At 67.4% G+C, this 23,321-nt stretch carries 28 protein-coding genes; 22 read left to right on the top strand and 6 right to left on the bottom strand.

The features are described 5' to 3' along the window. Positions 1-22: 22 nt before the first annotated feature. Positions 23-385 (top strand): hypothetical protein, encoded by a 363-nt coding sequence (locus tag BZF57_RS10195; RefSeq protein WP_086737404.1) that lies wholly within the window; start codon positions 23-25, stop codon positions 383-385. Positions 386-403: 18 nt separating this feature from the next. Here BZF57_RS10195 and BZF57_RS21525 read toward each other — a convergent pair whose 3' ends face one another. The 5 genes from BZF57_RS21525 to gluQRS form a co-directional block, all read right to left on the bottom strand. Then, positions 404-859 carry a hypothetical protein gene (locus BZF57_RS21525; RefSeq protein WP_206073238.1) on the bottom strand — a complete coding sequence of 152 codons (456 nt, stop codon included), beginning with the start codon at positions 857-859 and terminating at the stop codon, positions 404-406. Between the two features lie 95 nt (positions 860-954). Then, positions 955-1,824 (bottom strand): 3-hydroxyacyl-CoA dehydrogenase NAD-binding domain-containing protein, encoded by an 870-nt coding sequence (locus tag BZF57_RS10185; protein WP_086737402.1) that lies wholly within the window; start codon positions 1,822-1,824, stop codon positions 955-957. Positions 1,825-1,914: 90 nt separating this feature from the next. Continuing rightward, positions 1,915-2,490 carry a cob(I)yrinic acid a,c-diamide adenosyltransferase gene (locus tag BZF57_RS10180; RefSeq protein ID WP_086737400.1) on the bottom strand — a complete coding sequence of 192 codons (576 nt, stop codon included), beginning with the start codon at positions 2,488-2,490 and terminating at the stop codon, positions 1,915-1,917. A gap of 12 nt (positions 2,491-2,502) precedes the next feature. Next, positions 2,503-2,733 carry an HIG1 domain-containing protein gene (locus tag BZF57_RS10175; protein WP_086737398.1) on the bottom strand — a complete coding sequence of 77 codons (231 nt, stop codon included), beginning with the start codon at positions 2,731-2,733 and terminating at the stop codon, positions 2,503-2,505. A 25-nt stretch (positions 2,734-2,758) separates the two neighbouring features. Further along, positions 2,759-3,589: a tRNA glutamyl-Q(34) synthetase GluQRS gene (gluQRS, locus tag BZF57_RS10170; RefSeq protein WP_086738024.1), complete on the bottom strand. Its 831-nt coding sequence runs from the start codon at positions 3,587-3,589 to the stop codon at positions 2,759-2,761. 143 nt (positions 3,590-3,732) lie between these two features. Between gluQRS and BZF57_RS10165 the strand changes: the two genes are divergently transcribed. The 12 genes from BZF57_RS10165 (at position 3,733) to BZF57_RS10105 (ending at position 13,290) form a co-directional block, all read left to right on the top strand. Further along, positions 3,733-4,341 carry an HNH endonuclease gene (locus BZF57_RS10165; RefSeq protein WP_086738022.1) on the top strand — a complete coding sequence of 203 codons (609 nt, stop codon included), beginning with the start codon at positions 3,733-3,735 and terminating at the stop codon, positions 4,339-4,341. 1,005 nt (positions 4,342-5,346) lie between these two features. Continuing rightward, on the top strand, positions 5,347-6,282 hold the full coding sequence (locus BZF57_RS10155) for a ribose-phosphate pyrophosphokinase (RefSeq protein ID WP_086737394.1): 936 nt from the start codon (positions 5,347-5,349) through the stop codon (positions 6,280-6,282). Between the two features lie 75 nt (positions 6,283-6,357). After that, positions 6,358-6,717 (top strand): ribose-phosphate pyrophosphokinase, encoded by a 360-nt coding sequence (locus BZF57_RS10150; protein ID WP_338029908.1) that lies wholly within the window; start codon positions 6,358-6,360, stop codon positions 6,715-6,717. Then, the gene (locus tag BZF57_RS10145) at positions 6,704-7,309 is read left to right on the top strand and encodes a succinate dehydrogenase/fumarate reductase transmembrane subunit (RefSeq protein WP_086737390.1); all 606 of its coding nucleotides are present in this window, start codon (positions 6,704-6,706) and stop codon (positions 7,307-7,309) included. Before BZF57_RS10150 ends, BZF57_RS10145 begins: the two co-directional genes overlap by 14 nt. Further along, positions 7,306-8,076, top strand: coding sequence for a histidinol-phosphatase (gene hisN / locus BZF57_RS10140; RefSeq protein WP_086737388.1), 771 nt, complete (start codon positions 7,306-7,308; stop codon positions 8,074-8,076). The genes BZF57_RS10145 and hisN overlap by 4 nt, the downstream gene beginning before the upstream one ends. A 10-nt stretch (positions 8,077-8,086) precedes the next feature. Next, complete coding sequence (locus tag BZF57_RS10135; protein ID WP_162290990.1) at positions 8,087-8,476, top strand: gamma-glutamylcyclotransferase family protein; 390 nt, start codon at positions 8,087-8,089, stop codon at positions 8,474-8,476. A gap of 132 nt (positions 8,477-8,608) precedes the next feature. Next, positions 8,609-9,196 (top strand): outer membrane beta-barrel protein, encoded by a 588-nt coding sequence (locus BZF57_RS10130; RefSeq protein WP_086737384.1) that lies wholly within the window; start codon positions 8,609-8,611, stop codon positions 9,194-9,196. 147 nt (positions 9,197-9,343) lie between these two features. Beyond that, on the top strand, positions 9,344-10,543 hold the full coding sequence (locus tag BZF57_RS10125) for a glycosyltransferase family 87 protein (protein WP_086737382.1): 1,200 nt from the start codon (positions 9,344-9,346) through the stop codon (positions 10,541-10,543). Between the two features lie 86 nt (positions 10,544-10,629). Beyond that, entirely contained in the window at positions 10,630-11,388 is a 759-nt protein-coding gene (locus BZF57_RS10120) for a preprotein translocase subunit SecD (protein WP_143738453.1), read from the top strand. A 138-nt stretch (positions 11,389-11,526) separates the two neighbouring features. After that, positions 11,527-11,730, top strand: coding sequence for a 50S ribosomal protein L35 (rpmI, locus tag BZF57_RS10115; RefSeq protein WP_026092007.1), 204 nt, complete (start codon positions 11,527-11,529; stop codon positions 11,728-11,730). A gap of 130 nt (positions 11,731-11,860) precedes the next feature. After that, positions 11,861-12,220, top strand: coding sequence for a 50S ribosomal protein L20 (gene rplT / locus BZF57_RS10110; protein ID WP_086737378.1), 360 nt, complete (start codon positions 11,861-11,863; stop codon positions 12,218-12,220). Between the two features lie 140 nt (positions 12,221-12,360). Next, entirely contained in the window at positions 12,361-13,290 is a 930-nt protein-coding gene (locus BZF57_RS10105) for a helix-turn-helix domain-containing protein (RefSeq protein ID WP_086737376.1), read from the top strand. Here BZF57_RS10105 and BZF57_RS10100 read toward each other — a convergent pair whose 3' ends face one another. Further along, entirely contained in the window at positions 13,291-14,166 is an 876-nt protein-coding gene (locus BZF57_RS10100; protein ID WP_086737374.1) for an SH3 domain-containing protein, read from the bottom strand. 102 nt (positions 14,167-14,268) lie between these two features. On the opposite strand from BZF57_RS10100, the gene BZF57_RS10095 reads away from it, so the two are divergent. The 9 genes from BZF57_RS10095 to BZF57_RS10055 all read left to right on the top strand — a co-directional run bounded on the left by BZF57_RS10095 (position 14,269) and on the right by BZF57_RS10055 (position 23,315). After that, positions 14,269-15,177 carry a helix-turn-helix domain-containing protein gene (locus tag BZF57_RS10095; RefSeq protein ID WP_169712955.1) on the top strand — a complete coding sequence of 303 codons (909 nt, stop codon included), beginning with the start codon at positions 14,269-14,271 and terminating at the stop codon, positions 15,175-15,177. A gap of 83 nt (positions 15,178-15,260) precedes the next feature. Further along, positions 15,261-16,361 (top strand): phenylalanine--tRNA ligase subunit alpha, encoded by a 1,101-nt coding sequence (pheS, locus tag BZF57_RS10090; RefSeq protein WP_086737372.1) that lies wholly within the window; start codon positions 15,261-15,263, stop codon positions 16,359-16,361. Then, on the top strand, positions 16,358-18,745 hold the full coding sequence (gene pheT, locus BZF57_RS10085; RefSeq protein ID WP_086737370.1) for a phenylalanine--tRNA ligase subunit beta: 2,388 nt from the start codon (positions 16,358-16,360) through the stop codon (positions 18,743-18,745). Before pheS ends, pheT begins: the two co-directional genes overlap by 4 nt. Next, positions 18,742-19,491 carry an SDR family NAD(P)-dependent oxidoreductase gene (locus BZF57_RS10080; RefSeq protein ID WP_086737368.1) on the top strand — a complete coding sequence of 250 codons (750 nt, stop codon included), beginning with the start codon at positions 18,742-18,744 and terminating at the stop codon, positions 19,489-19,491. The genes pheT and BZF57_RS10080 overlap by 4 nt, the downstream gene beginning before the upstream one ends. A 13-nt stretch (positions 19,492-19,504) precedes the next feature. Then, positions 19,505-19,786, top strand: coding sequence for a hypothetical protein (locus tag BZF57_RS10075; RefSeq protein ID WP_086737366.1), 282 nt, complete (start codon positions 19,505-19,507; stop codon positions 19,784-19,786). A gap of 1 nt (position 19,787) precedes the next feature. Continuing rightward, positions 19,788-21,308 (top strand): peptide chain release factor 3, encoded by a 1,521-nt coding sequence (locus BZF57_RS10070; protein WP_086737364.1) that lies wholly within the window; start codon positions 19,788-19,790, stop codon positions 21,306-21,308. Between the two features lie 38 nt (positions 21,309-21,346). Next, positions 21,347-22,216 carry an alpha/beta fold hydrolase gene (locus tag BZF57_RS10065; protein ID WP_086738018.1) on the top strand — a complete coding sequence of 290 codons (870 nt, stop codon included), beginning with the start codon at positions 21,347-21,349 and terminating at the stop codon, positions 22,214-22,216. A gap of 20 nt (positions 22,217-22,236) precedes the next feature. After that, complete coding sequence (locus BZF57_RS10060) at positions 22,237-22,794, top strand: pyridoxamine 5'-phosphate oxidase family protein (protein WP_086737362.1); 558 nt, start codon at positions 22,237-22,239, stop codon at positions 22,792-22,794. A 182-nt stretch (positions 22,795-22,976) separates the two neighbouring features. Next, the gene (locus BZF57_RS10055; protein WP_067404302.1) at positions 22,977-23,315 is read left to right on the top strand and encodes a P-II family nitrogen regulator; all 339 of its coding nucleotides are present in this window, start codon (positions 22,977-22,979) and stop codon (positions 23,313-23,315) included. The last annotated feature ends 6 nt before the right edge of the window (positions 23,316-23,321 follow it).

The raw sequence follows: 23,321 nt of genomic DNA, 5'->3' as shown, positions 1-23,321 counted from the left end.
GCCCTCTGCTAGGGCGGGGGCCATGTACAAGGCCGTTTTCCAGAACAGCAAGATCGCCCTGATCTTCGCCGCGATGACGATCTTCAGCGCTGTGTCGATGGTCGGCTCGTCCGAGGACAGCGGGCTGCTGACGCGCGTGGTCGGGCTGGTCAATGCCAGCAAGAGCCAGAACCGTGACACGGTGGAGGTCGAGACCGTCACCACCACCGCACCCGCCAAGCCGGCTTCGGTATTCGGCGATTACAACGCCCAGCCGGGCAGCGCTCCCGTGCCCCCCTCGGAAGCCGAGACCGCCACGCCGCTCGATCCTGCCACCGGCAAGCCCGTCTCGACCGCGCCGCGCACCACCAAGGTGATCGTCAACAACTCGGGCGACGGGTTGTAGGACCGCTAGGGGGAGGGTCTATTCTTCCTCCTCGCCTTCGGTATCGAGCAGCAGCCGCTCGCGGTCCTCGATGTCGTCGTCCTCGTCTTCGGCTTCGACCAGCAATTCGCCATCGGCGCTGAGCCAGTCGGCGTCATCGTCGTCGGTGGTCTCGCCGCCATAGGTGCCGGGCTCGTCGTCGTGATTGGGCTCGCCCGCAAAGGCGGACATGTCGATCCGGCCTTCGCCTTCCATGCGGCGCATCTCGTCGATCAGATCGCCCTTGCTGTCGGGGGCGGGATCGTAATCGTCGCTGTCGGGCTTGGTGCTCTCGAGCGGGCTGGTGGTAGCGCTGTCCGCGCGGCGGGCGTCTTCGGCGACATCCTGCGCCTGCTCGCCGTGCTCGTCCTGATCGTCGTTATGCGCCTCGGGCGGCAGGCCTGCGGGGTGGCCGGGGAGGGGAATGTCGCGCTGCGGGGTGTCGGGGTTGGACATGGGAGCTCTCCTTCCCCCAGCGAAACCCCGCCCGGCCCGCGATTGTTGCCGCCGCCCCGCTCCCGCGCGCCGGAACGCGCGGGGTTTGCGCCGGATCATCGCGTGGGGACGGGGACCTCGCCCGAATAGTCGTAGAAGCCCCGGCCCGTCTTGCGGCCCAGCCAGCCGGCCTCGACATATTTCACCAGCAGCGGCGCGGCGCGATACTTGCTGTCGCGGGTGGTGGTGTAGAGCACGTTGATGATGTCGAGGCAGGTGTCGAGCCCGACGAAGTCCGCCAGCTGCAGCGGCCCCATCGGGTGGTTGAGGCCGAGGCGGCAGCCCTTGTCGATATCCTCGATCCCCGCGGTCGACTGGCCGAGCACGAACACCGCCTCGTTGATCATCGGCAGCAGGATGCGGTTGACCACGAAGCCGGGCTCGTCCTGGCTGAGCACCACTTCCTTGCCCAGCCCGCGCGCGAAGGCGGTGATGCGGTCGGTGGTGTCATGCGCGGTGGCAAGGCCCGGGATCACCTCGATCAGGCCCATCACGGGGACGGGATTGAAGAAGTGCAGCCCGATGAAGCGCGCCGGATCGGGCGAATGGTTGGCCATGCGGGTGATCGGGATCGACGAGGTGTTCGACGCCATGATCGCCGCCGAGTTCAGCACCTTGCCGGCCTTCTCGAAGATCGCGTTCTTGATCTCCTCGCGCTCGGTCGCGGCCTCGATGATGAGGTCGGCCTCGGCGAAGGGGGCGTAATCGGCGACGGGGGTGATGCGGGCGAGCAGGCTTTCGGCTTCCGCCGCCTCGATCTTGCCGCGGCCCATGAGCTTGGCGAGCGCCTTTTCGATTCCCACCTTGCCCGCTTCGGCGCGGGGCAGGTCAACGTCGGTCAGCATCACGTTCATGCCGTGGGCGGCGATGGTCTGGGCGATGCCGGTTCCCATCTGACCGGCGCCGATGACGGCGATGTTGCGCATTGACTGGGTCATGGGGGGCAAGCTCCTTCGCAAGTGCAGCAAAGACGCCGCCCTAGCGGGGAACGCGGAGCCTGACCAGCGATTAGCGCGCTAGCGGTTCTGCCCGGGGACCCACTTCACGTCCGCGCGCCCGTCCTCGTTCGCCACGCGGGCGAGGACGAACAGCAGGTCGGACAGGCGGTTGATATAGGCGAGCGCAGCGGGGTTCACCGCGTCCTCGGCAGCGAGCGCGACCATCGCGCGTTCGGCAGCACGGGTGGTGGCGCGGGCGACATGGACGCGCGCCGCCGCCTCGCTCCCGCCCGGGAGCACGAAGCTGGTGAGCGGTTCGAGCCGTTCGTTGAGCGCATCGATCTGCGCCTCGATCCACAAGGGCTGGCTCGGGACGATGCGCAGCACCATCTCGGATGGGGTGAAATCGCCATCGACCGAGGGCGTGGCGAGATCGGCGCCGAGGTCGAACAGGTCGTTCTGCACGCGGGTCAGCAGCGCCTTCTCCCCCTCGCCCTCGAGCGCGCAGATCGCAAGGCCGATGGCACTGTTCGCCTCGTCGACCAGACCCATCGCGGCGATCCGCGCGGAATGCTTCGGACAGCGCGAGCCATCGACGAGGCCCGTCGTCCCGTCATCCCCGGTGCGGGTGTAGATCCGGTTGAGCTTGACCATCGGTTGGCGGGCTTAGCGCGATACCGCCAGCAGGATCGCCACCACCACGATCGCGAGCGCCTGGTACTTGATGCGCGCGAACATCGCCTTGTTCTGGGCGAGCTGCATGTCGGTCGCGGTGGTGCCCTCGCCGGTCTCGAGATCGATCTTGGTCGTCTTGAGGAAGGCGATGATGCCCTTGATCAGCGAATAGGCGACCAGACCCATGAGGATCAGCAGCGCGGGGATGAGGATATAGGCCATGGGTTCCTAAATGGACGCTTGGGCGTCAGGTTCCAAGTGACAAAAGTTGCATCCTCAGTTGTTCGGCGAGCATCCGTCCGTCCTCGCCCCCTTCGCGCCGCTCGGCCAGCGCGGGGGAGCCGCGGCGCTTGGCGAGTTTCTCGCCGTCTTCGCCCAGCAACAGCGGATGGTGGTGCCAGCGCGGCATGGGCAGGCCGAGCAGGGCCTGCAGCGTGCGGTGCACATGGCTCGCCGCGAACAGATCGGCCCCGCGCGTCACCAGCGTCACACCGTCGGCCGCATCGTCGAGCGTGACGGCGAGGTGGTAGCTCGCCGGCAGGTCCTTCCTCACCAGCACCACATCGCCGAGGCCCGCAAGATCGACCGCCTGTGGCCCGGCGAGCGCATCCTCCCACTCCAGTGGGCCGGTTTCCACCAGCGCCTTCTCTGCATCAAGCCGCCACGCCGCCGGGCGGGCCGGATCGGGCGGGCGGTGCTTGCAGGTGCCGGGGTAGATCAGGCCCTCAGCCCCCGGCAGCGCCCCTGCCGCCTCGATCTCGGAGCGGGTGCAGGTGCAGGGGTAGAGCAACCCCTTGGCCTTCAGCCTCTCCGCCGCGGCGGCATAGCTGGCGAGGCGGGTGGACTGCGCGGGCACCTCCTCCCATTCCAGCCCCAGCCACTCCAGATCCCGGCGGAATTCCCCGGCGAGTTCGGGGCGGGAGCGCGGCCCGTCGATATCCTCGATCCTGAGCAGAAACCGCCCGCCGCTTGGCCGCGCCAGATCATGCGCCACGATCGCCGAGAGCGCATGGCCCAGATGCAGCCGCCCGTTAGGGCTCGGCGCGAAACGGGTCACGGGAGGGGCGGCTCGGTCCATCGCGCGCGCCATGCCACACGCACAATCGTTTCGCTATCCACAGCCTCTCCACAGGCTGTCCCTGTGGATATGCGCCCTGTCACGGGTTTGACTCTTTGCCCTGTCAGGTCAGGATGCAGGTCAATCAGGGAGGAACGCGCGCCGTGTTCAATGCCGAACTGATCGAGAAAGTGGCCAAGTTCCGCGGGATCGACGAGGATCCGACGCGCAACCTCTCGGCCTGCCCGGCGCTGGTCCTCAACGCCGATTATACCCCGCTGTCCTACTACCCGCTCAGCCTTTGGCCGTGGCAGACCGCGATCAAGGCGGTGTTCCTCGACCGCGTGGACATCGTCGCCAGCTACGACCGCGAGGTCCACTCGCCCAGCTTCGACATGAAGATCCCGAGCGTCATTGCGCTGCGGCAATATGTGAAGCAGAGCGAGTTTCCCGCCTTCACCCGCTTCAACGTGTTCCTGCGCGACCGCTTCCAGTGCCAGTATTGCGGCAGCCACGATCACCTGACCTTCGATCACGTCACCCCGCGCCGCCACGGGGGCCGGACGACGTGGGAGAACATCATCACCGCCTGCGCGCCGTGCAACATGAAGAAGGGCGGGCGCACGCCTAGGCAGGCCGGGATGGGCCTTCACCAGCCCCCGATCCGCCCGACCAGCTGGCAGCTGCAACAGGCCGGCAAGCTGTTTCCGCCGAACTACCTCCACGAAACCTGGCGCGACTGGCTGTATTGGGACGTCGAACTGGAGGCCTAGGCGGACAAAGCGGACACCGTGTCCGCTTTCGGCCCGCGTGATTTATCTTGTTAAAACAACGCACTATTCCATTTTCGGCGATGCGGACGGACACGGGGGAGCGGCGGCGAAACGCGCCCCGGATGGCAAACGGCCTCGCGGGCCGGGCAGAACGATGGAAAAGAGCCGGGCGCATCATAGCGGCTGGCAAGGGTGTAGGAAAACGGGGCGAATATCCCGCCTTCCCGGGCTTGACCCGGGACCCCGCTTGTCTTGCTCGCGAGCAGAGAGAAGGCAGCGGGGCCCCGGATCAAGTCCGGGGAGACGATAATAGGGTAAGGCAGCGTAAGCTATCTCGTCGCCGAAAGCCGTCATTCACGAAGCGACCCCTTGGCAGCCATCTTCGTCACCCCAGCGAAAGCTGGGGCCTAGGGCGGCAAGCACCGCGCCAAGACGCTCTGGGTCCCAGCTTTCGCTGGGATGACGATTGAGGGGATGGCGGCTCCAGCCTCGCTTCGGCCAAAGACGGACCTTTTGCAACCGACCCCGAAGCGGACCCATCAGGGTTGATAGTTGGCGTTCGTTAGATCGTGACCGCATCTGCTGCAGGTCTTTGTTGGCCACGCTCTGACCCAATGTTTACCCATGAAGAGGGAGCGCCTGCAGTTGGGGCACCTCAACACAGAGAGGGCCACAAGTCCGAACCCGAACAAAACGGCTTGCCCGGCGAACACGGCAGCCTCTCCAAAAGTCGATCCTAGGAAGCCGATCCACACCGGGAACGTGACGAATAGCAGGAGCAAGCAAAGCATGAACCGGGCAGATTTCTGGTAGATCGCCATCACCGATCTATGCTTCGTCTGTGCCGATTGCACAACATCTGCAATCCACCCACCTCCAGCCCCGCGCGTCGCCATTCGCTCTGCGGCTCCTTGCCTGACGACAATCGCCCTTCCGCGCGTTGCAATTCCATGACGCATCGCTAGGGCACGCCCCATCACGCCTGTCTCGGGGGAATCGCGCTCCATGAAGATCATGTCCGGCAATTCGAACCTGCCGCTCGCCCGGGCCATTGCGGCCTATCTCGAAATCCCGCTGACCGACGCCAGCGTGCGGCGCTTCTCGGACGAGGAGGTCTTCGTCGAGATTCACGAGAACGTGCGCGGGGAGGACGTGTTCGTCGTCCAGCCGACCAACTTCCCGGCGAACGACAACCTGATGGAGCTGCTGATCTGCATCGATGCGCTGCGCCGCGCGTCGGCCAAGCGGATCACCGCGGTGGTGCCCTATTTCGGCTATGCCCGGCAGGACCGCAAGCCCGGCCCGCGCACGCCGATCTCGGCGAAGCTGGTGGCGAACCTGATCACCGAGGCGGGCGCCGACCGGATGCTGGCGGTGGACCTCCACGCCGGGCAGATCCAGGGCTTCTTCGATATCCCGACCGACAACCTCTACGCCGCCCCCGTGATGGCGGCGGACATCCAGGCGCGGTATGGCGACCAGCAGCTGATGGTGGTCTCGCCCGACGTCGGCGGCGTGGTGCGCGCGCGGGCGCTGGCGAAGCGCCTCGACAATGCCCCGCTGGCGATCGTCGACAAGCGTCGTGACCGCCCCGGCGAGAGCGAGGTGATGAACATCATCGGCGACGTTTCGGGCCGGCACTGCATCCTGATCGACGACATCGTCGATTCGGGCGGCACGCTGTGCAACGCGGCCGAGGCGCTGCTGGAGAACGGCGCGAAGTCGGTCGCGGCCTATATCACCCACGGCGTGCTCTCGGGCGGCGCGGTGGCGCGGATCAACGGCTCGGCGCTGAAGGAGCTGGTGATCACCGATTCGATCCGGCCTACGGAAGCGACCGAACAGTCCGACCGCATCCGCGTTCTCCCCATCGCGCCGCTTGTTGGCGAGGCGATCCGCCGGATTGCGGACGAAAGCTCGGTGTCGAGCCTGTTTGATTGACACAAAGCCGTCCGTGTCGAGCGTAGTCGAGACACCTTGCCCCGGCCTCTCGACTACGCTCGAGGCGAACGGGTTGTGATCTTCGACCCCGTCGAAGTCCGCGGTCTCCTCATCGCGGCCGCCCGCCAGCGGCAGACCTTCACCTATGGCACGCTGCTCGGCATCCTCGGCCACACCTTCACCCGACCGCTGATGCGGCAGCTGTGCAAGGTGCTCGACCGGATCGACGAGGACGGGCGTGCGGCGGGCGAGCCGGGGCTGGCGGTGCTGGTGGTGCGCCAGTCGGACGGGTTGCCGGGGCAGGGCTGGTTCGTCAGCCGGACGGGCATCTATCCCGATCTCCCGCTGGAATGGGAGGGCACCGAAGCGCGCCGCTACACCGGGGCTCGACAGTCCGAAGCCTTCGATTATTGGTCGGCGCATGACCCCGCCTGACGACCGCAACCGGAGCCTGCGCGGGCTCCATCTGGCGAGCGGACTGCTGATCGCGCTGTTCGTGGTGCTGCACATCGGCAACCACCTCGCGATGTTCGCCGGGCAGGCGGCGCATATCGCGGTGATGGAGGCGCTGCGCCCCGTCTACCGCAACCCTCTCGCCGAGACGCTGCTGATGCTGGCGCTGGCCTTCCAGCTTTCGACCGGCCTCGCGATGATCTGGCGCACCCGGGGCGAGCGGCGGCAGGGGCTGGCGCGCTGGCAGGCGATCTCGGGGGTAGTGCTGGCGCTGTTCGTCCTCAACCACGTCGGCGCGGTGTGGGGCGGGCGGCTGCTGCTCGGGCTCGATACCAACTACCACTTCGCGGCCGCCGGGATGCACGCAGGCTATGCGGGGTTCTTTGTGCCCTATTACTTCCTCGGGGTCACGGCGCTGTTCGTCCATGCGGCCTGCGCGCTGGCGTGGCGGGTGCGGGGCAGGGCGGTGCCGCTCGCCGTCGGCGCGCTGGGCGTCGCTCTTGCCGCAGGGTTCACGGGCGTTATGGCAACCGACACCGCGATCCCGCCGCGCTATCTGGAAAGCTTCCCATGACCGATAAAGACCTCGCCCTTGCTCTGCGCCTTGCCGATGCGGCGGGCGCCGCGATCCGCCCGCTTTTCCGAGGCCAGTGGAGCCAGGAGAGGAAGGCCGACCGCAGCTTCGTCACCGAGGCCGACCGCGCTGCCGAGGCCGCGATGCGCGCCCTGATCGAGGCGGAATTCCCCGCCGACGGGATCATCGGCGAGGAGTACGGCACCCGCAACGAGGGCGCCGGGCGGCAATGGGTGCTCGATCCGATCGACGGCACCACCAGCTTCATCGCCGGTCGCCCGATCTTCGGCACGCTGATCGCGCTGCTGCAGGATGGCTGGCCGGTGCTCGGCATCATCGACCAGCCGGTGAGCGGCGAGCGCTGGGTGGGCCGCATCGGCCAGCCGACGCTGTTCAACGGTAGCCCCGCGCAGACCAAGCCGCTGAAGGAGCTGTCCGACGCGGTGCTCGCCACCACCAGCCCGCACCTCTTCACCAACGAGGAGGCCGACGCCTTCATGTCGGTCGCCAAGCAGGTGGCCGAGAAGAAGATCGTGTTCGGCGGGGACTGCTACAATTACGGCCTGTGCGCGAGCGGGCATATCGACGTGGTGATCGAGGCGGGGCTCAAGCTCTATGACTACGCCGCGCTGGTGCCGGTGGTGGAGGGCGCGGGCGGGATGATGGCCGACTGGCAGGGCAACCCGCTCGACGCAGGGAGCGACGGCACGGTGATCGCGCTGGGCGATCCGGCGCGACTCGAGGATGTGCTCGAGGCGATGGGCTAGGAACGCACCCGTGCTGCTGTTCGTCTACGGCGTGCTGCGCGAGGGGCTGGGGGACTGGCCCTTTCTCGCCGGGATCGGGCCGGGACGAGCGGCCACCGCGACGGGCGCTCTCTTCGCCATCCCCGATCCTCATGGCGGGTATCCCGCGCTGGTGCCGGGCGAAGGGACAGTGACGGGGGCGGTCCATGCCTGCGCCGGGGTCGACCTCGCCGCGGTCGATGCCTTCGAGGGGGCGGACTACACCCGTCGACCCATCCCGGTCCGCTGCGGGGGCGAGACAATCATGGCCGAAGCCTATCTTTGGGCCGCCCCGCTCCCGCCGCAGGCCGAGCCTGTCGCGCATGGCGATTTCGCCCGCTGGCTCGCCGAAACCGGCCGCTCGCCTTACGCTGGGCCCTGACATCCCGTGGCATGTTGGCAACATAGGTTCGAATATTCAGCGCTCTAGGCGTTCGACACGTTGTCACATCACGCCTTTTGGCTATCACCCGCGCCGTCCACTTCCGGACAGGATCGCAATCAAAAGGTTTCCATGAACAAGATGATTTGTGCCGCCGCGCTCGTCGCGGTTTCGGCAACCCCGGCTTTCGCGCAGGACGAAGCGGCTGACACCATCGCGCGTGACGGCTTCCGCATCGAAGCCCGCGCCACCTACGAAACCCCGACCGTCAGCTCGATCGAGCAGAACAACGACGTCTTCAAGATCGGCAGCGCGGTCGCCTTCGGTGGCGAGGCGGGCTTCGACATCGCAGTCAGCGATGCGGTCGTGGTCGGCCCCTATGCCCAGTACGAATTCTCTACCGTCGAGAGCTGCGAAGCCGGCTTCTGCCTCAGCGCGGAAGGCTATTTCGAGGCCGGTCTGCACGTGGGCTACGCCCTCAACGAAGCCGGCCAGCTGTTCGGCAAGGTCGGCTATGCCGATCAGAGCTACACCTTCGAAGGCCAGGGCCTCGACGTGACCGACAGCGGCAAGGGCTTCGCCTTCGCGCTCGGTTACGAGCATAGCTTCGGCAAGACCTTCTACGGCCGCGTCGAAGGCGGCTATGCCGACCTCGGCAAGGTGTTCGACATCAACACCCAGCGTCGCCACTTCGGCTTCGCGGTGGGCGCGCGCTTCTAAGCCCGGCCGATGCGAAAAGCGGGGCGGTTCCGGACAGCCGGAGCCGCCCCTTTTTCGTGTCCGGCGCGCGCGGCGAATTACGGTTAGCCATTCCTTAAAGCCCCCGCGGCTAAGCCTGTCGATGCAACCATTGGGGACCGACACGCGATGCACGCCTTCCTGCGCGAGGCACACTGGCTCACCGCCGCGCGGGTGCGCGCCTATGCGGGGATGATGGTGCTCGCGTTCCTCGCGATGCTGGTCGCCAATTTCCTCAAGATCCCTTCGACCGGATCGGGCTTCCAGGCCTTCTGGAGCGCCGCGCACATCCTCGCCGATCACGGCCCTGTCGCCGCCTTCGATCTCGATCTGCAACGGCAGGTGCAGGCGCAGGCGGGCTTTGCCGAGATGATCGCCTATGTGAACCCGCCGCCGTTCCTGATCTTCATCTTCTGGCTCGGCGTGCTGCCCTTCGGCGCGGCGTGGATTGCCTGGACGGTCTCGACCTTCGCGGTCTGGTTCGGGGCGATGCACCGCGTCTATCGCGGCGATCTGACCCTGCCGCTGCTTGCCTTTCCCGCCTCCTATCTCGCTGCGGCCCACGCCCAGAACGGCTTTCTGACCGGCGCGCTGCTGGCTGGCGCGGTGCTGGCGCTGCGGCGTTCACCGTGGCTGTGCGGCATTCTGCTCGGAATGCTGGTGATCAAGCCGCACCTCGCGCTGCTCGCCCCCTTCTGGCTGCTCGCGCGCGGGGAGCGGAAGGCGATCGCGGGCGGCGTGATCGGGGCGGGGGGCATGATCCTCCTCAGCCTCGCGCTTTATGGCCCGGCCAGCTGGCTCGCCTATCCGCAGGTGTTCGAGGTCAGCCGCGTGCTGATGGCGCAGGGGCCGGGCGAGTTCTGGCTGCGCATGACCACGCCCTATGCGGCGCTGCGCTACTACGCGACGCCCGAGGCGGCGATGGCGGTGCAGGGCGCGATCACGCTGGCGCTGCTGGCCGTGACGATGATCTTCGCCCGCCGCATCCGCGACGGTCAGGCGAGCGGCGCGCTGATGCTTGCGGCGACCGCGGTCGCCTCGCCCTACCTCTTCTCCTACGATCTGCCGTTTCTGGTGGTGCCGGTGTTCTGGCTGATCATGGACGGCCGCGCGCGCGGGTGGCGGCCTTACGAGAAGGTGCTGGTGACCGCGCTCTATCTCTCCCCGCTGGCAACCCGCGCGGTGGCGCTGCCGCTGGAGATCAACCTGATGCCGCTTCCCGCGCTCGCGATGGTGGCGCTGATCGCGAACCGCGCTCTGATCGAAGGGGCACGGGTGCCCGGGGCGTGGCGGACGGATGCGGGCAGGAGCGCGGCGCTGGCGGCGTGAGGTCGCGCGGTTAGCCGTCGTTTTTTCCGGCCCTGTCAGCCGCTTGCCTTGCTTGAGAGTTGGGCGCATCAATTCGCGCCATGACCATGAAACGTCCCCTCGGCCGCGGCCTGCTGCTGGCCTTGCTCGCTCTCTTCGCCGGTGCGCTTGCAGCGTGTGACGGGTTTGCCGCGTCCGGCGAGCCGAGTGACCGCTTCGTGATCGCGCCTGCGCCGGGCGATGCGGAAGCGCCGCCACCGGAGGATGTGCAGGAAGCCGCCGCGATCATTCGCAAGCGGCTCGAGGGCATCGGCCTTGTCGTCCACAAGTTCGAACCCGGCGCGGGCGGGCGCATCACCATCGAGGTGTCCGGCAAGGATGCCGAAAAGGCCGTCGCGGGGGCGATCGGAATCAAGGGCGATCTGGCGATCCGGCTGGTCGATATCGATGCGCTTCCCGAAAACACCCGCCAGGGGATCGCACCGCCGGGCAGCGAGATCCTGCCGATGGCCGACGGCAGCATGGCGGTGGCGGTGAGGAAGGTCGGCGGCGTTTCGGGCAAGCGCGTCGTGAAGGCGGAGGCCGGGACTGACCAGTCGATCGGCCAGCCGATGGTGATGGTGACCTTCGACGCGGCGGGCGCAAGCAAGTTCGCACAGCTGAGCGGGGCGAACGTGGGCAAGCCGCTGGCGATCGTGCTCGATGGCAAGGTGCTCTCGGCGCCGGTGATCTACGAGCCGATCACCGGTGGGCAGGCGCAGATTTCGGGCGGTTTCACGTCGGAAGAAGCCAGCCAGCTTGCCGTCGCGCTGCAATCCGGAGCGCTGCCGGTGGTGTTCACGGTGACCGAGCACACCCGCCTCTGACGCCGCAAAGGCGCGATTTGCTTGCAAAGCGGCGGCAAATTGCTAAGCGCGCGCACTTCACTGACACGAATCAATCAGCCAGCCTGGCGACAAGGGCTGCCATGGCCGGTTCCGACGTGTCTCTACCAGGAGATGAAAATGCCCAAGCTGAAGACCAAGAGCGGTGTGAAGAAGCGCTTCAAGATCACCGCCACCGGCAAGGTCAAGCACGGCGTCGCTGGCAAGCGTCACCGCCTGATCAGCCACAACGCCAAGTATATCCGCACCAACCGCGGCACCTCGGTCCTGTCGGCCAATGATACGCCGACGATCAAGAAGTGGGCGCCCTACGGGCTGGATTGATCTGAGGGGCTGAGGCCACCTCGCCTGCCATCGCGCCCGCCCTTCCGGCCTTACGGAAGTAGCATCAAGGGCGGAAGGGCGGGGGCGAGGGCAGGCTTGGCACCCTGAATGAAGAAAAGGATATACTGATATGGCACGCGTCAAACGGGGTGTTACCACCCGCGCCAAGCACAAGCGGATTCTGGACCAGGCCAAGGGCTATCGCGGTCGCCGCAAGAACACCATCCGCATCGCCCGTCAGGCGGTCGAGAAGGCCGGGCAGTACGCCTACCGCGACCGCAAGGTGAAGAAGCGGACTTTCCGTGCTCTCTGGATCCAGCGCATCAACGCTGCCGTCCGCATGGAAGGCCTGACCTATTCGCAGTTCATGCACGGCATCAAGCTCGCCGGCATCGAGCTCGACCGCAAGGCGATGGCCGATCTCGCCATGAACGAAGGCGGCGCCTTCAAGGCCGTGATCCAGCAGGCGAAGGCCGCTCTGCCGGCATAAGCCTCGCAGGCTCCGGCCGGCACAGCATTCAGGGCAGGTCTCCGCAAGGGGCCTGCCCTTTTTGCTGCCCGCGCACCGGGCGTTGTAGAATTGCGCCATTGCGCTTGTAGAATCTTGCTGTGCGTGGCTATCTGCGGGGCATGGGGGACGATGAACATCTGCGGCCATCGCGCCGCCCGGGGACGCGTGCAGCCCCGCGCCTCGCGGCCGAGTTCCGCGAGCCTCCGCCCGAATTCGCCGGGTGCTTCACCAGCCTCTACCACCTGACGCTGGAGCTGCCCGCAGACGCGCCGCCGGTCACCGATCACCTCCAGCCCGAATGGGGCAACATCCGCTTCTTCTGCGGCACCACGCCCGACGCGCATATCGCGGGGACACAGGTGAGCGGCGCGCCCTTCGTCGCCACCGGCCCCAGCTCGCAGGCGTGCCGCTTCACGCTCGGCACCTGCCGGATGTGGGGCGTGGGGTTCCTGCCGCTCGGCTGGGCGCGGTTCTTCGCCGAGGATGCGAGCGCGGTCACCAACATCATCTGCGATGGCGCCGCGCATCCGGCCTTCACGCATTTCGCGGGCCTCACCGAAGCGCTGTGCGATCCCGGCGCGACGATCGCGGAACAGTATGACGCGCTCGTCGCGGGACTGGCGGCGACGATGCGCCCCAACCGCGACGAGCCGCGCATCGCCCGCGTCCACGCCGCCCTCGTCAGCGGGGAACACGCCTCGGTGCACGATCTGGCCGAAGCCTGCGCGGTCAGCATCCGCACGCTGGAGCGCATCTGCACCCGCTATTTCGGCTTCTCGCCCAAGCTCTTGATGCGCCGCCAGCGCTTCATGCGCAGCCTTGCGACCTTCATGCTCCAGCGCGACCTGCGCTGGACCGAGGCGATGGACGCGCATTATCACGACCAGGCGCAGTTCACCCGCGAGTTCCGCGACTTCATGATGATGAACCCGAGCGAGTATGCCGCGCTCGATCACCCGATCCTGACCTCCTTCATGGAGGCCCGGGCCAAGGCATGGGGGAGCGCGGCGCAGACGCTCGATCCGCCCGCGCCCCCCGCTCGCCCCTGACTATTTGAGGTCTTCGACCGAGACCCAGCCGGTGGTGCCGAAGCTGTCCTTCATCTCGACGAACAGGCCGTCGCGCTGGCCGGTGGCGGTGAGCGTGGTGCCCGCGCGCAGGTTGCGGACGACCCCGGCCTCGGCAGTCGCGGCGGCGCGCATCACGGTATCGACCGCGACCACGGCTCCTGCCGCAGGCGCGGCGGCCGCGGGTTCGGCCGCGCCGGTCATCAGGTCGCGCTGCGCCACGAGCTGGTTGAAGGCGATCACGAAGGCCTCGGTCAGCATCTGGCCGTCCTTGCTGCCCTGATAGCCCGCAGCGCCCGCCGCGGTGCTCGCCCAGCCGGCCGCGGCCTGCCCGAAGCTGATGCTCCCTTTCTTGACCACGCCCTGCCCGGCAGCGACCGTGAGGCCGTTCGCCGGGCTGACCACGCGCAGGCCCGCCGCGACGGTCTTCTTCTTGCCGCCGAGCCCGCCGAACATCCCCAGCACCGCGCCCGCGCCTGGCACGCCGCGCAGCAGCGAGCTGGCCGCGCCGCTGCGCACCAGCGCCTCGGTCGCCGCGCCCTTGGCGAGCTCCATGCCCTTGTCGACCTCTTCCTGGCTGCCCGCGATCAGCGTCACGAGATATTGCGCGGGCGTGGCGTCGGCCGGGTTGTCGACCGCGAAGCAGCCCGATTCCTGCGCCAGTGCGGCGATCAGCGAGCGGGGGGAGCCGAGCCCCCAGTCGTTCCAGCCCGCCTGATCGCCCTCGACCAGCGCGACCGTGGCGATCGGCGCGTCGCAGCGCACCAGCTCGGGCGGCTCGGCCTTTTCGGCGGCAGCAGGTGTCGCGGCCAGCGCGGCGGCGGCGAGCGGCATCGCCCGCAAGATAATCCGGTTCATGGTGTCGTCCCCCTTGTCAATCCCGACCCACCGCAAGATAAGCGACGCGCCCCGGGCGAGCTTGTAAGAAGGCGACCCGGGAACAAGGGGGCAGGGGAAGCCATGCTGGCAGGCGCTGACACAGCGGTCGAGGTGCGTTTCGCATTGCCCTCGCCCGCGCTCGCGCCCTTCGTGACGACCTTCTACTGCACGCTCCTCCACCGTGCGCCGCGCGGGGGATGGCTGGAGGATTACCTCCACCCCGAATGGGCCAATCTGCGCTTCCTCTGCCGGGCGCCTGCACAGCAGGTGATCGGCGCCGGGGAGCTGGTGGATTGCACCCCGGTCATGCTCGCCGGGCCAACCAGCCGCGCCACCCGCTTCCGCCTGCGCGAGGGGCGGGCGTGGGGCGTGGGGCTGTTGCCGGCGGGCTGGGCGGCGATGTTCCGGGCGCAGGCGGGGGACTATGCCGACCGCTTCGTCGATGCCTCGGCCGACCCGGCCTTTGCCGTGCTGCGCCCCCTCGCCGAGGAGCTGGCCGCCACGCAGGGCGGTTTCGAGGCCGAGCTGGCGGTGATCGTGCGCCATATCGAGCGGCTGCTCGAAGGCGCCGTGCCCGATCCCGCCATCACCCAGCTGACCGCGGCGCTGGTCGATCCTGACATGGCGACCGTGTCGCTGCTGGCCGAGCGGATGGGGATGACGGTGCGTTCGCTGGAACGCCTCACCCGCGCGGCTTTCGGCTTTCCGCCCAAGCTGCTGATTCGCCGCCAGCGGTTTCTGCGCAGCCTGGCGCAATACATGCTCGATCCCTCGCTCAAATGGCTCGGCACGCTCGACATGCGGTATCACGACCAGTCGCACTTCGTGCGCGACTTCAAGCGGTTCATGGGGATGAGCCCGAGCGCCTATGCCAAGGTCGACAAGCCGCTGCTGGCGGCTGCCGCGCAGGCGCGGATGAAAGCGGTGGGGCAGGCGATGCAGGGATTGCACCGCCCGGTCTGCGAGGCCGCGCCCGTCTCCGCCGCCTGACAGACGACAGCCGCTTTGCAATCCGCGCGATTTGCCGCTAGCGGGCGGCGGCGAAAACTCCGCTGGCAGAGCACCCGAAATCCATGACCGACATCACTTCCCAGACCGAGGCCGCGCTGGCCGCGATCGCCGCGGCGACGAGCCTCGATGCGCTCGAGGCCGAGCGGCTCGAAACGCTCGGCAAGAAGGGCTGGGTGAGCCTTGCCCTCAAGACCCTGGGCGGCATGAGCCCCGAGGAGCGGACCGCGGCCGCCCCCGCGATCCAGTCGGCCCGCGCTAGCATTGCAGATGCGCTCGATGCCAAGAAGGCCGCGCTCGAAGCCGCGGCGCTCGAAGAACAGCTGGCGCGCGAGACGGTCGATTTGACGCTCCCCGCCTTCGCCGCTCCCAAGGGTTCGGTGCACCCCGTCTCGCAGGTGATGGACGAGCTCGCCGAGATCTTCGCCGACCTCGGCTTTGCGGTCGCCACCGGCCCCGAGATCGAGGACGACTGGCACAACTTCACCGCGCTCAACATGGACGAGACGCACCCCGCGCGGGCGATGCATGATACGTTCTACTTCCCGGACAAGACCGCCGAGGGCCGCGAGATCCTCCTTCGCACTCACACCTCGCCGGTGCAGATCCGCGCGATGCTCGATCAGGGCGCGCCGATCCGCATTATCGCGCCGGGCCGGGTCTACCGCTCGGACAGCGATGCGACGCACACGCCGATGTTCCATCAGGTCGAAGGACTGGTGATCGACCGCGACATCCACTTGGGCCACCTCAAGTGGACGCTGGAGACCTTCTTCAAGGCCTTCTTCGAGCGCGAGGACATCACCCTCAGGCTGCGCCCGAGCTACTTCCCCTTCACCGAGCCGAGCGTCGAGGTCGATGTCGGCTACTCCACCGAAGGCGGCCGCCGCGTGGTCGGCGGGCACGGCGATGCGCCGGGGCACGCGTGGATGGAATTGGGCGGTAGCGGGATGGTCAACGCCCGCGTGCTGGAGTTCGCGGGGCTTGATCCGATGGAATGGCAGGGCTTCGCCTTCGGCCTCGGGATCGACCGGATCGCGATGCTCAAATACGGGATGAACGATCTGCGCGCCTTCTTCGACGGCGATCCGCGCTGGCTGGCGCATTACGGCTTCTCGCCCTTTGACCAGCCGACCCTCTCCGCCGGTGTGGGAGCACGCGCATGAAGTTCTCGCTGACCTGGCTCAAGGACTACCTCGAGACCACCGCCACCGTTCCGGAAATTTGCGACGCGCTCAATGCCATCGGGCTCGAAGTCGAAGGCGTGGAAGACCCCGCCGAGAAGCTTGCGGGCTTCCGCATCGCCCACGTGCTCACCGCCGCGCGCCACCCCGATGCCGACAAGCTTCAGGTGCTCACCGTCGACACCGGAGACGGCGCACCCTTGCAAGTCGTCTGCGGCGCGCCCAATGCGCGCGCGGGGATGAAGGGCGTGCTGGGCCTGCCCGGCGCGACCGTGCCCGCCAACGGCATGGTGCTGCGCAAGAGCGCGATCCGCGGTGTCGAGAGCAACGGCATGATGTGCTCGACCCGCGAGCTGGAGCTGGGCGACGATCACGACGGGATCATCGAACTGCCCGACGACGCGCCGGTCGGCACCGCCTTTGCCGATTACCACGGCAGCGACCCGGTGATCGAGGTCGCCGTGACCCCCAACCGCCCCGATTGCATGGGCGTCTACGGCATCGCCCGCGATCTGGCGGCGAAGGGGCTGGGGACGCTGAAGCCGATCACCATGCCCGCCTTCACCGCGAGCGGCGCCTGCCCGGTCGAAATCCGCACTGACGACCCCGAGGGCTGCCCCGCCTTCTATGGACGCGTGGTGAAGGGCGTAAAGAACGGCCCCTCGCCCGAGTGGTTGCAGGCGCGGCTCAAGAGCGCAGGGCAGCGCCCGATCTCGCTGCTGGTGGACCTCACCAACTACCTGATGCTCGGCTTCGGGCGTCCGGCGCACGCCTATGACCTCGCCAAGCTTTCGGGCGCGGTGGTGGCCCGCCGCGCCAAGGACGGCGAGGAAGTGCTGGCGCTCAACGAGAAGACCTACACGCTCGATACCGAGATGATGGTGATCGCCGACGACAACGGCGTCCACGACATCGCGGGCATCATGGGCGGGGAGCATTCGGGCGTCAGCGAGGCGACCACCGACGTGCTGCTCGAGATCGCCTATTTCGATCCCGCCCGCATCGGCGCTACCGGGCGCAAGCTGGGGCTGTCGAGCGACGCCCGCACGCGGTTCGAGCGCGGGGTCGATCCCGAGTTTCTGGATCAGGGCCTCGATCTGCTCACCGGGCTGATCGTCGAACTCGCAGGCGGCCAGCCTAGCGAGGTGGTGCGCGCCGGTTCGCCGCCGAGCGAGGCGAAGGTTGTCGCCTTCGACCCCGGCCAGACGCTCCGTCTCGGCGGGGTGGACGTGGCCGAGGCCGAGCAGAAGCGCATCCTCGAAAGCCTCGGTTTCGCGGTCGGCGCCGGTTGGCAGGTCACTTGCCCGCTGCGCCGCCATGACATCGAAGGCCCGGCGGACCTCGTCGAGGAAGTCGTCCGCATCCACGGCCTCGACAAGGTCGCGAGCGTCGCGCTGCCCCGCGTGGAAGGCGTTGCCCGCCCCACCGCCACGCCGCAGCAGAAGCTGGAGCGCGGTCTGCGCCGTGCCGCCGCCGCGAGCGGTCTCAACGAGGCTGTGACGTGGAGCTTCCTCCCCACCTGGGCCGCCGAGCACTTCGGCTCGGACCAGCCCCTCTGGGTGCTCGCCAATCCGATCAGCGAGGACATGAAGGCGATGCGCCCCTCGCTGCTGCCCGGCCTCTTGATGGCCGCCAAGCGCAACGCCGATCGCGGCGCGGCGTCGTCACGCCTGTTCGAGATCGGGCGGCGCTACTTCCGGGGCGCGAACGGCCTCAGCGACGAGAAGCCGACGCTCGGCATTGTGCTTGCGGGCGAGAAGACCCCCAAGGGCTGGCAGAGCGGCAAGGCCAAGAGCTTCGACGCCTACGACGCCAAGGCGCTGGCGCTCCAGCTGCTCGAAGCGGCAGGGGCTCCGGTTGCGAACCTGATGGTGATGGGTGAGGCGGGTGCGCAGTTCCACCCCGGCCAGTCGGCGACCCTGCGGCTCGGCCCCAAGGTGGTGCTGGCGCGCTTCGGGATGGTGCACCCGGCGACGCTCAAGGCCTTCGATGCCGACGGGCCGATTGCCGCCGTGGAGCTGTTCCTCGACGCGATCCCGGCCAAGAAGGGTGCGGCTTTTGCCCGTCCGGGCTTCACCCCGCCAAGCTTGCAAGCCGTGACCCGCGACTTCGCCTTCCTTGTCCCCGCGACGCTGGCGGCGGGCGATCTGGTGCGCGCGGTGCAGGGTGCAGACAAGGCGAGCATCACCGCCGTCCGCGTGTTCGACGTCTTCGCCGGACAGGGCGTGCCCGAGGGCCACAAGTCGATCGCGGTCGAAGTCACGCTCCAGCCGGGCGAGGCGAGCTTCAAGGACGCCGACCTCAAGGCGATCGCCGAGAAGGTCGTCGCCGCCGCTGCCAAGCTTGGCGGGGAGCTGCGCGGATGAGCAAGACCGCTTTCGTCACCGGCGCCACCGCCGGGATCGGTCTCGCCACTGTGCGCCGCCTCGTCGCCGACGGCTGGCGCTGCGTCGCCACCGGGCGGCGGCAGGAGCGCCTCGATGCGCTGGTCGCGGAGCTGGGCGCGGAGAATGTCCACACCGCCTGCTTCGACGTGCGCGACACCGATGCGCTCGATGCCGCGCTGGCGAACCTGCCCGAGGGCTTCCGCGAGATCGACCTGCTGGTGAACAACGCCGGTCTCGCACAAGGCCTGTCGACGGCCCAGAACGCCAATCTCGACGATTGGCACACGATGATCGACACCAACGTCACCGCGATGGTGGTGATGACCCGCAAGCTGCTGCCCAAGCTGATCGAGCGCAAGGGCGCGATTATCGCCATCGGTTCGGTCGCGGGGAATTACATCTATCCGGGCGGCAACGTCTATGCGGGCTCCAAGGCCTTCGTGAACCACTTCACGCTCGCCCTGCGCGCCGACCTCCACGGCACCGGCGTGCGCGTCACCAGCATAGAGCCGGGGATGGTCGAGACCGAATTCACCCTCGTGCGCACCGGCAGCCAGCAGGCCTCGGACGATCTCTATCGCGGCGTCAACCCGATGACCGCCGAGGACATCGCCGATACGATCCACTGGATCGCGCACCTGCCGCCGCACCTCAACATCAACCGGCTCGAGCTGATGCCGGTCAACCAGGACTTCGCCGGCTTCCGCGTCGCGCGCGAAGGCTGAGGCGGCAGGCGGGATGGAAGTGCTTTTCCTTGCCGCCGGGCTCGTTCCGGCGCTGGCAATGCTACTCGTGCCACAGTCATGGCTGAAGCCGCTCGTCGCGATTGGGGTCGGGCTGGTCCTGCTCAGCATTCTGTGGACCGTAGCCTTCGCAAATTCCTGCACGAGCGATGGCTGTATCGGCGTCTTCTTTCTTGGTGCCTTCACCGCCCTGCTCGCCCTCGCCACGGCCATTGCCGGCGGCATCCGCTGGGCGATGATCGCCAGCCGCCGCGACCAAGACCATCCGGAAGAATGACATGACCTCCAATCGCCGCACCTTCGCGATCATCTCGCACCCTGACGCGGGCAAGACCACGCTCACCGAAAAGCTGCTGCTGCAAGGCGGCGCGATCCACCTTGCGGGCGAGGTCAAGGCGCGCGGGGCGGCGCGGCGCGCGCGCTCGGACTGGATGAAGATCGAGCAGCAGCGCGGGATCTCGGTCACATCATCGGTGATGACCTTCGAGAAGGACGGCATCACCTTCAACCTGCTCGACACCCCGGGCCACGAGGACTTTTCGGAGGACACCTACCGCACCCTGACAGCGGTGGATTCGGCGGTGATGGTGATCGACGCGGCCAAGGGCATAGAGCCGCAGACCCGCAAGCTGTTCGAGGTCTGCCGCCTGCGCTCCGTCCCCATCATCACCTTCGTCAACAAGGTCGACCGCGAGGGCCGCGATCCCTTCGAGACGCTCGACGAGGTCGCCGACATGCTGGCGCTCGACGTCTCGCCCCAGATGTGGCCCATCGGCATGGGCGGCGAGTTCGAGGGCTTGCTCGACTTCGCCACCGAAACCGTCAGCCGCCCCGAAGGCCCGAGCCGCGAGTTCCTCGGCACCCGCGACACCGCGGCGATCCCCGAGCGCTTCGCCGACGAGATCGAGCTGGCGCGCGGCGGCTATCCCGAATTCGACCTCGAAGCCTATCGCCATGGCGACCTCACCCCGGTCTATTTCGGATCGGCACTGAAGAACTTCGGCGTCACCGAGCTGATCGACGCCATCGCCCGCTACGCTCCGCCGCCGCGGCCCCAGCCCGCGGGCGAGGAGCAGATCAGCCCGGACCGCGACGAGGTGACCGGCTTCATCTTCAAGGTGCAGGCCAACATGGACCCCAACCACCGCGACCGCATCGCCTTCATGCGGCAGGTCTCGGGCACCTTCAAAAGGGGCATGAAGCTGACCCCCAGTGGCCTCGGCAAGCCCATCGCCGTCCACTCACCGATCCTGTTCTTCGCGCAGGACCGCGAGCTGGCCGACACCGCCGAGGCGGGCGACATCATCGGCATCCCCAACCACGGCACCCTGCGCGTGGGCGACACCCTGTCCGAGCGCAATCAGGTGCGCTTCACGGGCCTTCCCAACTTCGCGCCCGAAATCCTGCGCCGGGTGCAGCTTCGCGATCCGACCAAGACCAAGCAGCTCCGGAAGGCGCTCGACGACCTCAGCGAAGAGGGCGTGATCCAGGTCTTCCACCCCGAGATCGGCTCGCAGCACATCGTCGGCGTGGTCGGCCAGCTCCAACTTGAGGTGCTGATCAGCCGGCTCGAGGCCGAATACAAGGTCGAAGCCGTGCTCGAACCCTCGCCCTTCGCCACCGCGCGCTGGATCAAGGGGGACGACAAGGCGCTCGACGAATTCGCAAGCTTCAACCGCGCCAACCTCGCCAAGGACCGCGACGGCGACCTCGTGTTCATGGCCAAGAGCCCGTGGGACGTCTCCTACCAGGTCGAGAAGAACCCGCAGCTGACCTTCTCGGCGACCAAGGAACGCTAGTCTTGCAGGCGGTCGAGCTTCGCGGCATGGCAGGACCCATGCTCGATACCGTCCCGACCTCGCAGACCTTCATCTCGCAGCGCCTCCGGCTGAACTACCTCGACTGGGGTGGCCGGGGGAAGCCGCCGCTGGTGCTGGTCCACGGGGGGCGCGACCATGCGCGCTCGTGGGACTGGACCGCCGAGGCGCTGCGCGAAGATTACCACGTCATCGCCATGGACCACCGCGGGCATGGCGATAGCGACTGGGTCTCGGACGGGGTCTATTCGGCGGGAGACATGGTCTATGACCTTGCCCAGCTGATCCACCAATTGGGCGTCGGCCCGGTCAGGATGGTGGCGCATTCAATGGGCGGAAACGTCGCGCTGCGCTATGCGGGCGCTTTCCCCGACATGGTGACCAAGCTGGTAGCGATCGAAGGCCTCGGCCCCTCGCCGGAGTGGCGCGCCAAGCAGCGCAGCCAGCCCTATCCCGAACGCCTCGCCGAATGGATCGAGAAAAAGCGCAAGGCGGCGGGACGAACGCCGCGCAAATACGAGAGCATCGAGGCCGCCTTCGCCCGCATGATCGAGGAGAACGCCTACCTCACCGAGGAACAGGCGCGCCACCTCACCGTCCACGGGGTCAACCGCAACGAGGACGGCACCTATAGCTGGAAGTTCGACCCGCACCTCAACGTCTGGCCGGTGGAGGACATCGGCGACGAGTTCATCGAACAGCTGTGGGGCGCGATCCGGTGTCCGACGCTGCTGCTCTACGGGGCGGATAGCTGGGCCTCGAACCCGGAGAAGGACGGGCGCATCGCCCACTTCAAGACCGCGAGCGTGATCGAGTTCGAGAAGGCGGGCCACTGGCTCCACCACGACCAGTTCGACCGCTTCATCACAACCTTGCGGGATTTTCTCTGAACGCTTGAAAGGAGCGTCCGATGGCCGATTTCACCGAGGCGCTCACGGAAAAGCATATCGCCATGATCGCCGCCCAGCCGGTGTTCTTCGTGGCGACGGCGGCAGCCGAGGGGCGGATCAACCTCAGCCCCAAGGGTTATGACGCCTTCCGCGTGCTTTCGCCAACAAGGGTCGCCTATCTCGATCTCGGCGGATCGGGCAACGAGACCCACGCGCATCTTGCCGCAGATGGCCGGATCACGGTGATGTTCTGCAACTTCCAGCAGCCCGCCCTGATTCTGCGTCTCTACGGACGCGGGCGGCCGGTGCTACCGCAGGACCCGGAGTGGGACGCGCTCGCGGCGCAATTCACCCTGATGCCCGGCACCCGGCAGATCTTCGACATCGCGGTCGAGAGCGTGCAGTCCTCCTGCGGCTGGGGCGTGCCCTTCATGACGCTGGAAGGCGAGCGCGAGACGCTCAAGAAAGCCCATCGCCAGTCCGACCCCGACCAGTGGGAAGCCAAGATGGCAAAGCGCACCCGCAGCATCGACGGCTTGCCGACGCGCGCCACGGATCGCTACATCGCGGGCGAATGAGGCACGACCTGCCGCAAAAATTGCCCAATCGTTAATCACGTGCCCGTAAATTAGGCAGGTATTATCCCGCAGGCGCGAAGAATCCGCCTGATTCCGCTGCGTCAGCCGCGTTACACAAATATGGCACGCTTGTTGCTGTGACTCCGTCGGCCGGAAGAAATCCGGTGCAATAGGGGCCACAGATGAAGTTCATCATCGCCATCATCAAACCGTTCAAGCTCGACACCGTGCGCGAGGCCTTGAGCGGCATCGGCATCGCCGGGATGACCGTGACCGAAGTCAAGGGCTTCGGTCGCCAGAAGGGTCAGACCGAAATCTACCGCGGCGCCGAATACTCGACCAACATGCTTCCCAAGGTGAAGCTCGAGATCGCCGCCAGCGACGATATCGCCGCGCAGGTGGTCGAAACCATCCAGCAGACCGCCAACACGGGCGCGATCGGCGACGGCAAGATCTTCGTTCTGGATCTCGCCTCCGCCACCCGCATCCGCACCGGCGAGTCCGGCGAAACCGCGCTGTAAGGGGAC

The organism is Erythrobacter colymbi (assembly GCF_002155685.1).
Lineage (GTDB): Bacteria > Pseudomonadota > Alphaproteobacteria > Sphingomonadales > Sphingomonadaceae > Erythrobacter > Erythrobacter colymbi.
This window is presented reverse-complemented; position numbering and strand designations above follow the sequence as displayed.